The organism is Streptomyces sp. NBC_00316 (assembly GCF_036158715.1).
Lineage (GTDB): Bacteria > Actinomycetota > Actinomycetes > Streptomycetales > Streptomycetaceae > Streptomyces.
The window spans coordinates 2,264,487-2,274,299 of sequence record NZ_CP108023.1 but is presented as its reverse complement, the minus strand read 5'-3'; the positions used below and the strand labels follow the sequence as shown (position 1 = coordinate 2,274,299).

General features: G+C 65.5%; 7 protein-coding genes. 4 read left to right on the top strand and 3 right to left on the bottom strand.

Annotation, left to right across the window (positions count from 1 at the left end):
* Positions 1-151 precede the first annotated feature (151 nt).
* From OG878_RS09995 to OG878_RS09980, 4 genes are all read left to right on the top strand, one after another.
* Entirely contained in the window at positions 152-298 is a 147-nt protein-coding gene (locus tag OG878_RS09995; protein WP_328886449.1) for a hypothetical protein, read from the top strand.
* A 325-nt stretch (positions 299-623) separates the two neighbouring features.
* Positions 624-1,178, top strand: coding sequence for a DUF2690 domain-containing protein (locus tag OG878_RS09990; RefSeq protein ID WP_328886448.1), 555 nt, complete (start codon positions 624-626; stop codon positions 1,176-1,178).
* A gap of 8 nt (positions 1,179-1,186) precedes the next feature.
* A complete protein-coding gene (locus OG878_RS09985; RefSeq protein WP_328886447.1) occupies positions 1,187-4,183 on the top strand; it encodes a hypothetical protein in 2,997 nt (998 codons plus the stop codon).
* Between the two features lie 32 nt (positions 4,184-4,215).
* Positions 4,216-4,872 (top strand): hypothetical protein, encoded by a 657-nt coding sequence (locus OG878_RS09980; protein WP_328886446.1) that lies wholly within the window; start codon positions 4,216-4,218, stop codon positions 4,870-4,872.
* 277 nt (positions 4,873-5,149) lie between these two features.
* On the opposite strand, the gene OG878_RS09975 is transcribed toward OG878_RS09980, so the two are convergent.
* The 3 genes from OG878_RS09975 to OG878_RS09965 all read right to left on the bottom strand — a co-directional run bounded on the left by OG878_RS09975 (position 5,150) and on the right by OG878_RS09965 (position 9,725).
* Positions 5,150-5,473, bottom strand: a complete 324-nt coding sequence (locus OG878_RS09975; RefSeq protein WP_328886445.1) for a hypothetical protein — start codon at positions 5,471-5,473, stop codon at positions 5,150-5,152.
* Positions 5,474-6,389: 916 nt separating this feature from the next.
* Positions 6,390-6,881 carry a tyrosine-type recombinase/integrase gene (locus tag OG878_RS09970; protein ID WP_328886444.1) on the bottom strand — a complete coding sequence of 164 codons (492 nt, stop codon included), beginning with the start codon at positions 6,879-6,881 and terminating at the stop codon, positions 6,390-6,392.
* A gap of 183 nt (positions 6,882-7,064) precedes the next feature.
* Complete coding sequence (locus OG878_RS09965; RefSeq protein ID WP_328886443.1) at positions 7,065-9,725, bottom strand: right-handed parallel beta-helix repeat-containing protein; 2,661 nt, start codon at positions 9,723-9,725, stop codon at positions 7,065-7,067.
* Positions 9,726-9,813: the final 88 nt, after the last annotated feature.

Here is a 9,813-nt window from a genome sequence, read left to right as displayed (position 1 = left end):
AAAGGCGTCAAAGAGCAGGAACTTGAAAGGATACCGAAGAAGCTGCGGGGCATTCCCGTGCAGGCCCGGCCTCCGCGGGGCGCATACCGGCCGGGCCGGATGCGCGTGCCCGCCCACCCGCCTCGGCGACGGTCCCGCCGATGAAGTCCAGTTGCCGCACGCGCATTTCCCCGGCGACGTACGAGAGGCCCGCACCTGCGAGGCCGCCGACGGACTCGGCCGCAACGACCCGGGCCCATTGCGCCGAATCGTCTTCGCCACCCATGTCGTCGAACAGCTGCTTGCTCCCCCTGGGTGAACTGGAATGGCCCGACGTGGAGCAATTGTTCCTCCGTGCTCCGAGATTCCCAAGCGGATGGCTATGCACCTTGCGTTCGCTTCGGAACGCCGCCGGACACTCCCTACTTTATGGCCCGCGCACCAACTATGAGATGCACGGCCCCGATACGTCCAGTTTAGGAATCGGTGCAGGTGGGTGAGGTATACAACTCCGTTGATCTACCTAGCTGTTGGCGTAAGCTGCGCGTGTCCTTCTGGCGCCCGAAGTGACAAAAGGACAACAAGGATGAACACCGCCATACGTGCTGCGGTTGATGCGGCACGGATAAAAAATATATGAGGTGATGTGTGTGCACGGCATACGTAGATGGGGGCCGGCGGCGGCTGCACTGACGCTGCTGGCCGGCTTTTTTCAGGGAATTGAGGCGTCCCCGGCAGCCGCGGCCGATTGCTGGCGAGCCGCCTGTTCGGGCAAGGACCCCATTCAGATGGGGTGTGACGACGACGCCGAAATCCTTCAGCAGGTGACCGAGCCGGATGAGTCGGTCGCGGTGCGGCTGATGTGGTCGCCGGACTGCCAGGCGGTATGGGCGAAGGTCTCACGCGATCTCGACACGTCGCCCGACTACGTGTACCTGACGCTGTGGACGACGCGTGATCCCGACGGCGGCATCGAGCAGTACGACACGGCCGGCCTTCTCGCCGACGGCGTGGCAGGTGCCTACACCAAGATGCAGAACTGGAAGACCACGACCGCGAAGGCGTGCTGGAACGACGTCCATGCTCAGTACGATCCCGCGCCGCTGAAGTACGTCATCGACGACCTCAACAAGACCTCGGACACGCCGGTCGACGCGAGCCTCCCGCTCGTGCACGGCCTGTGCACGGACTGGCTGTAAGGAAGATCATGCGCAAGAGACGTCTCAGAAAATACTTCACCATGAACCCGCTCATAGCCATGAGCGTGGTGGCGGCATCCGCCGCCCTGGTTCCGCTGGCTTCCGCGGAAACCACGGTGGCCCCTGCCGCCGCGGCCGCCACGACGCCCCGCCTGTTCTCCACACCCAGCGAGGACCTGGGATCGGGCTACGCCTCTTCACCGGACGCGATCGTGCAGGCCACCGGCGACGCCGAGGGACTGCACATCCTCGCGGCGAGGGAGAGCGACGGGTTCTCCTTCTACGAGATCGCCCGCCTCAACCGCAAGGGGCTGTCCGACGTCGGCCCGTGGACGGGCTATGTCTGCACCACGGGATCGGGGAACTACGCGGCGGCGGTCTACGCCCCGTCGGCATGGTCCAATGAGCCCGGCGCGTACGAGGGCGGCGCGTTCGCCGCGGTGATCCGCCTCTCGGACGGCCAGGTCACCGAGGTTCCCGACCGGGTGCAACTGGCGTACTTCACACCGGGATGCGGAACGGGCGACGAGGTGGCCTTCACCTCCAGTTCGGCCACCGACAGGTCCGTCGGCTCGACGACGGTGATATCCGTCGACGCGGCTACGGGGTCGGTGTCCTCCCGCCGCACGGTCAACGGATATCTGACGCATGTCACGCCCACCCGGACGGGCACCGTCGGCGTGCTCGGCGGCGACCTCGTCGACCTGAAGGGCAACGGCAAGAAGCTGTCCGCCCGCAAGGTCGCCGCGCTGCCCGGCCCGATGTTCGCACTGACCGCCTCGAAGAACGGCACCGTGGACGTCGGCACGGTCGACGGCGAGAAGAGCGTCATCTCCCGCTTCAACGGCAAGGACTTCACCGAACTGGGCCGCGCCCCGAAGGGGAAGGTCAAGCTCCTCGCCACGGCCGACGGCGCCGCGGTCGTCGGCGACGTGAAGGGGATCGACACCAGCAAGGCCCCGGGGCTTTCCAAGCACGCGGTGGACGGCCGCGTGGCCGGGATCTCCCGCCAGGGCCACCTGGTGACCAACTCGGTGTTCTCCGAGCAGATGAAGGGCATCGTCACCAGCCGCGTCGGCTCGCCCTCGAACGAGGGCGCCGGAACGCTGACGGTCAAGGCGACCGCGCTCAAGACCGGTGCGAAGGCCACCACGCTCGTGGACGCCGACCGCAAGCGGCCGAAGCAGGATTCCTCGCAGCCGATGGACCCGGCCGCGTTCACCGTGACCGGAGAAGACGACGAGGACCCTCGCACCTGCGGTGAGGGCGGGCCGGAATCGCAGTGCCTGTCCGGATCCGGTGCAGCCGTCTGGGGCAAGGTCGGTGAGATGGAGAGCCCCTGCATAGTCAAGCGCAACGATCCCAAGCGCCAGGCGCTCCAGGCCAGCGCGAACATGGTCGAGTGGGCGGTCGACCAGGCTGTCCACGGCACCCTGACGGTCTCCCGCCCGCAGAACTGGCACGACACCGGCCTCGCCGCCTACACCCCGCAGGGTCTGTTCCCCAAGCCGCCACTGACCGGCGGAGGCGATATCCCCGCACAGGTCATGCTGGGCATCCTCGCCCAGGAGTCCAACTTCAAGCAGGCATCGTGGCACTCCATGAACGGCGACTCGGGGAACGTCACCAAGTCCGACTGGTACGGCAACAAGAACGGCATTCACGACTACCCCAACGCGGCCACGGCCGACTGCGGCTACGGCATCGCCCAGGTGACGACCGGCATGTCCGAGAAGCACAACCCGCCGCTCGACACCCTGCGCGCCGGCGCCGTCACCACTGACTACGCGGCGAACATCGCCGCCGGTCTGGGCATCCTCGCCGAGAAGTGGAACCAGCTCAAGGCGCTGGGCATGGGTATCAACAACGGCAGCCCGGCCTACATCGAGAACTGGTACACGGCGCTGTGGGGCTACAACTCCGGCGTCTACACGTCCGGTGCCGTCGGCTTGGGCTTCTTCAACAACCCGGTCAACCCGAGCTACCCGGCGGACCGCCAGCCCTTCCTGCGCTACAGCTATGACGACGCCTCCCACCCCGGCGAGTGGAACTATCCGGAAAAGATCTTCGGCTGGGCGGAAACGCCGCAGATGACCTGGGACGGAGAAGAGTCGTACTCCGAGGCGGACATGCCGTTCGGCGTCATCAAGGTCGCCCCTCGCACCCTGTTCTGCGACCCGTCACTCAACGCGTGCGACCCGAACGCGGCCGACCCGTGCCCGAGCTGGAACGAGGCGTGCTACTGGGACGGCACCGTCGACTGGATGGGGCCCCAGAGCACCGACAACTCCAGCACCGAGAAGCTCAGCTACTCGCTCGGATCGGGAGAACCCGCACTCCAGAGCAAGTACGAGCACGGCCCGTGCATCGACCACCCGAGCGTCTACACCAACGCGATCATCGTCGATGACCTCGGAGAGCACGAGGACACCTACGACTGCGGGGACTTCGAGGGGGCCGACGACGGCAAGTTCACCCTCCAGGCCGGTGACAACATCACCACGCTGAGGGACGACGGCACCTTCCGCGCGACCCCCTACATCGCCCCCATCGACCTTCACCAGCTCGGCGCCGGGTACGACCACCACGTCTACTTCACGCACAGCTACGCATACAGCGAGACCTTCCACAAGGTCACCGGCCAGTGGCAGGTCAACCAGGACAAGCTCCCGTCCGGGGACCAGCCCGGCGAGCGCTACAAGGTCTATGTCCACCTGCCCAGCCACGGCGCGGAGGCGGTCGTCCGGTACGACTTCATCCCTGGCGACAACACGAGTGGCGCCAATCCCGACTACTGCAATGTCAACCAGGGAACCCGCAGCGCCGGCGGGGACACCTGGTTCGAGATGGGCACCTTCAGCTTCTGGAAGGGTGGCCGGATCGAGATGGACAACATCCAAAGGGGTGGCACCGGAGACGACAACGTGGTGTTCGACGCGATCGCCTTCGTTCCGTTCAACTACGCCGATCCCGGCGCGTGCAACCTCAACGACGGTGGCTTGTGATACGCGCCGCCTTCCGTGTTCCCGCCGTGCTGATGACTGTCGTCATCGGCACGGCGGGAGCCGTCTCATGCAGCCAGAACAGCCCCGGAACGGTAGCGTCCGGGCGTCCGAAGACGGCAGCGTCTCATCCTGAGCCGTCCAGGACGCGGACTGCGCCGCGTGCCGCCGATCTGCCGAAGCGTGCGGTAACCGGCGACAAGCGGCCCAGCCTCGGCGCGGCGGACACCATGGCCGCCGGATACACGGGGAAGGACTTCCTCACGGGGCTCTCGAAAGACTGGAAGCTGAAGCTGGACAAGCCCGTTGAGCAGGAGATGCCCGACGGGAAAAAGAGGACTTATGTCCACGGGCGCGTCGGGGACGAGCTGACGGTCTCGGCCGGATATGCCGATCGCCAGAACATGTCGTCTCTCCTGTGCGGAACCAGCACCGACCGATCCGATGGTTTCGACTTCCTCGCTTCCTGCACGGGACTCGACGTGGCGGGAATCGACCACGGCAAGGCATCTTCGTGGCTCGAACAGGCAAAGAAGGAGACCGATTCTCTGTACGAGAAGAAGGTCGCCGAGACGGGAAACAAGAAAGAGTACGTCGTCAGCGGGGTATTCACCTCGGGGCCGGTGACGATGGTTCTGCACCGGGCGTATGAAAAGTACTCGCTGAGGATCCTCGGAGGCGCGGTGGCCTAGAGCAGGTATCCGGTTCACGGAGCGAAGGTCCCTGCTGTCGCCGGCAGGGACCTTCGCTGCAAGCGTATGGTCTGCCCCTGGTGCGCTTTGACGGGCAATCCGCTCCACGGGGGCTAAGGACTGTCCCGTAATCCCTGGCGGGCGCACGACGACAGCTGTGGCACCTCGCCGCGTTGTCGGAACGCCCGAATACACCCCGTATGAGGACGCCCCTCCGCCTTGCGATGCACCGCATCTGACGCCGCGCGCTGATCCACCAGGGATTACGGGACAGCCCTTAGCAGATGAGTTCGGCCGTCTTGTTCTTGTACTCCTGCATTTCGTCTGCCGTGTAGCCCGCTTCCTTCAGGCTCTGCATCAGTGCCGCCGTGTCGCCGCACAGGCGGGTACGCTGCTGATCCAGGTAGGACTTGACACCTTCAGCGGGCAGTTGTTCCCACGTTCGCTTGGTGTCTTCGCTCTTCTCGTGAGCGTAGGAAAACTCGACCCATTCCTTTTCCCGGTCCGTCAGTCGGGACGTGTTGACGGAGGTGCTGCTTCCCCCGCATGCGGCGGCCATGAGAGTGCATGCCACCACGAGACATATGTGCGCCTTCTTCACAATGCTCTCTTCTGAGTAGATCGCCAGAGGGCGCATGGTACTGCATGTACGCGCCAATAACTTGAACAGAAACATCGTGATTCGCGCATGTGTTCACGCAAGCCGCGCGCCTTCCGGTGCGGACCTCGGTTCGGATCGTCTCCCGGCGGCTCCGAACCCGGCGCCTGGGCTTGAGCCTCCCCTTCCACCACAACCGGCGGTAACGGACCTCGCCGCAGGTTCGACCCGGTCATCCATCAGCCCAGAGCCCGGGACGCGGCGCGCAAAGTCCCGGAGCGCGCATCTGCACGGCGGCGGGGAGCACAACAACCTGTTCGAGCCGAACACGGCGCGGGTGCCCTACGAGCACTGCTCGGCCAACTGCGAAAGCAACTGCGGCGGCGAAGGCGGCGAGATCGACGAAGGTACCTGGTATCCAATCTGGTGGGCAGCCTGTCCCAAGGCGGGCAAATGGGCCGGTTCCTCCGGGCCGCAGAACGTCTTCTACAACAACACGCTGATCAAACAGACCACAAGTCTCTCCGGGCCAGGGAAAAGTTGGCCCTCGGACCGGATTACCTCAACTCCGGCTACGTCCTGGTGGATGAGATGGGGGAGGTTCGGAATATCGAGCAACTCCGCCGAGGGGCATACTGGAGTATGGCGCTACTGGGGCTACTTCAGGTGCGCCTGTACGACACTCGGGCGTCCGGCTTCACCTACCTCGCAGACAAGGGCGTGCCGGACCATCTGTTGGCTCAGTGGGCGGGGCCGCAGGTCAGATGGCATGTTGCGGTGTCGTGCCCCTTGCCTCCAAGGGGCACGACACCCCGCCGGTCAGATGTCCCGGAACTCCTATACAACGCATCTGACCTGTGCAAACGAACCCACCGAAGATCATCTTGCACGGTCGTTGCACAAGCCGAACAGTGCAGAGTCACGCGGCCCTCGCGTAAGCGCTTCGGACCGCGATGCGGATCTTAGAACCAGCTCCCACGATCCGGTGCACGTACTTACGCAGAGTAAACGCAGGATCGGCGTGTCCGAGCCGATCCGCGAGTGTGTATACGTCTACCCCGCCGTTGATCATCATCGACGCGTACAGGTGTCGGAGGGCGTGCATCATCATGTCGCGGGACTTTTCCCAGCGCCGTCCCTTCGCGTTGGGGTCAAGGGGCTTAATGAGGCCGGCCGCCGCCAGAGCAGGCTTCCAGCGGTAGGAGTTGAACCAATTCGACTGAATTGCGGTCTTCTCTCGAGTGGAGAAGATCAGCTGCACCGTGACCGGGTCGCCGCCTTTGCCGCCCCACGGTCGGGTCACCTCCACGGGCGGGTACTTCTCCATGTGCTCGCGCAGGGGGATGGCCACGTCGTCGGTCAGTTCGACCCACCGGTCCGAGTGGCCACCGCTGGTCCGGTGCTCGATCACGTGGCTGACAGGCGATGGAACGTTGATTGCTCGGCGTGCGGCGGATGGCCGACGACAGGTCGGGCTTGATGCTCTGGCCCTCTCATGGGCCAGCCCTCAGAGTCCGTGAACCTGAACCTTCAGGCTGCGGGCGCGCTACAGAACACCTTGCCGCGCCTGTCGTCGACCCACCGTGAGCGGCACCTACGGCATCATTGCGGCTGTGAAGGAGCCGGAGTCGAACTGGTTGATCGCTGACTGTGCGGCGTCGTGGGACGTGGAGAAGATGCCCGCGTCCTGCTTCGCTGCGGCCGAGGCCAACGTCACGGGCTGAGCGATCGGGACGTAGTTGGCGCCGTCGTAGGAGTACGAGGCGCTGAACGACGTGCCCGACCGGGTGAGCTTTACCCAGATGGGGCGGTAGATGTCGACGCTGGCGCGGGCGTCGGTGTCCAGGTACCCGTCACCGTTGGTGTCCCACTCGAACACGACGCCGTTGCGGGCGGTAACCGCGACGACGGCGTACCCGGCCGAACTTCCAGCCTTGGTCATGTCGTTGCGGACCATGACCCCGGACTTGGCCCAGGCGTTGGCGTCGTTGACCGACACGACCCGGGTGGACACGCTCGAGTCGGCCGCGAACGAGCCGGCCCGGTAGATCGAGCCGAACTGGTCGTCGTGCTGACCGCCGGCGCCCCAGACGTCGGCGCCCGCCGCCGCGATCCCGAATCCACCGCCGCTCTGGCCGAAGTACGAGCTGACGGCCGAACCTCCGGAAGTACGGAGGCCGGGTGCGACCGGTGCACCAACCGCGCACCCGCTGAAGCCGAACTGGTTCGCGTTGAGCGACGTCCGGTACTGCGGCGCGACCCCCGCCTGGCAGATCACGTCTCGTGCGCCCGCAGGCCAGTTGGCGCCGGTGACCTTCGCGTTGTTGATCAGCTGGTTGTTGTGAGCCGCGGCGTTCGGCGTCGAGGCTCCGCCCGAGTTGTACCAGTTGTTCTGGATGACGTTGTCGCTGGTGTTGTTACGGAGGCTGTACGCGTTGGTGAAGAGGAAGGAACCGCTCTGGACGACGTTGTTCTCGTACGTCATCGAGCGCGAGCCCTCGTCGAGGTAGAGGCCGACTCCTGAGATGTTGAACAGGTAGTTCTTGGCGACCACGGTTCCCGGGCTGGCGGAGAGGTTGTAGACCGATCCGCCGTCGGCGAAGCGTGCCTTCGTGTTGTGCACGAGGTTGCCTTCGACGCGGTTGTCCTTGAGCGTGGTCGGCGTCGTGTACAGCGTGTTCCACTTGTAGTAGCCGCGGTCGACGTAGTCGTTCGAGCCCCCGGCGTCGTTGATGCCCCAGCCGTAGCCGGTGTCGATGCCGTCATAGGGGACGTTGGAGACCTCGTTGTGCAGGATGCGGGCGCCTGTGACGTAGGTGCTGAGGATCCCGCTGTTGTCCTTGTAGTCCACCGCCACGCGATTGATCGTGTTGTTGGCGATCTGGATGTTCCGGTTGGTCATCCTCGGGTCGCTGGGGTGGTGCGCGTCGGGCAGTACGCCACCGACCGCGACGCCGTGCCCGCTGTTCTCCATGAACCGGTTCCCGACCACGTCGATGTCGCCGGCGCCCAGCCCGACTCCGGTCGCCGTGGCGTTGGCGTCGTTTCCGATGCCCAGCGCCGACTGGCCGAGGTTGGTGAACGTGTTGCCGGTGAACGAGATGCGGCTCGCGGCGGAGACCTGCACGGCGGCGGGCTCCTGGTACCAGTTGGTGCGCGCTCGCTCGAACATCTCGCAGCCGCGGGAGCAGTTGGTGAAGGCGTCGGCGGGGCGGTAGTCGTAGGCGCCCTTGATGAAGAGGCCGTTCTGCTGGTCCGCGTACCCGTCGGTCGAGGGGCCGAGCCAGGAGGTACCGGAGAACTGGATGCCCTCGAAGGAGAGACCGGTCACAGGCTTGTCGTACGTCCCGCCGATGCTGACCAGTGTCTCCAGACGGGGCAGCTCGATGTCGAGCTGGTTGGGGTCGACCCCGTCCGCCGGCTTGTAGTAGAGCTTCCCGGCGTCCGGGGCTATGTACCACTGGCCGACCTGGGTCAGGAAGCTCAGTGAGTTGTCGAGGTACCAGCTCGGACCGGCCAGGAACGAGTTCTGGACGGTGTCCCAGCCCCACGTGTTGTTGTCCCAGGCCGGCTGCGCCATCGTGATCTCGGTGGCACTGATGCTCTGAACCGGCGAGTAGCGATTCGTGAAGTCGCCGAGGGACTCGAACTCGATGCGCCCCTGGTCGGGGAGCGTGGCGAGGTAGCTCAGGGCCTGGTTCTTGATGGTGAGACCGGTCGCGGTGGGAGTGACGTCCGCGTTGGCCAGGCGGATGGCGGCGCGAGGGGCGATCACGCCATTCACGTAGAGCTGTCGGGTGTCGAGGCCGCTGGGGGTGTCCGCCTCCCAGATACCCGACCCCGCCTGGGACTTGGACCAGCCGGTGACCTTCGAGGCGCCTGTGATGACGGGGTGGGCGCCGGGGGCGGCGGTCCAGCGGACGGTGTGGTCGCCGCCGTCGTCGCCGGGCCCGAACCGCAGGGGCTCGGAGAGGCGGTAGGTGCCGTCGGCGAGCTGAACGACCACGTCACCGTGCTTGGCGGCCGGGCCGACCACATGCTGCGCCCGTTCCAGCGAGCACGGCTGCGCCTGGCTGCAGTGTCCGGCGTCCTTGCCGTCCGGCGCCGCGAAGTACTCCGTCCGGGGCGCGGCTTGCGCCTGAAGGGGAATGAGCGCTGATGCGATGACGGCGCAGGCGCCGAGCGCCGCGAGGGTGCCCGCCCTGCGGCTCCATCGTCTGCTCACCGAGCGTGTCGAGTCTGACGTCGATGTCATGTTCGATCGCTTCCTGTGATGGGGGCGTTGATGTCCGCCACAGAGTTAGCATACGTATGATGTTTGCGACAAGATACATATGACGTTT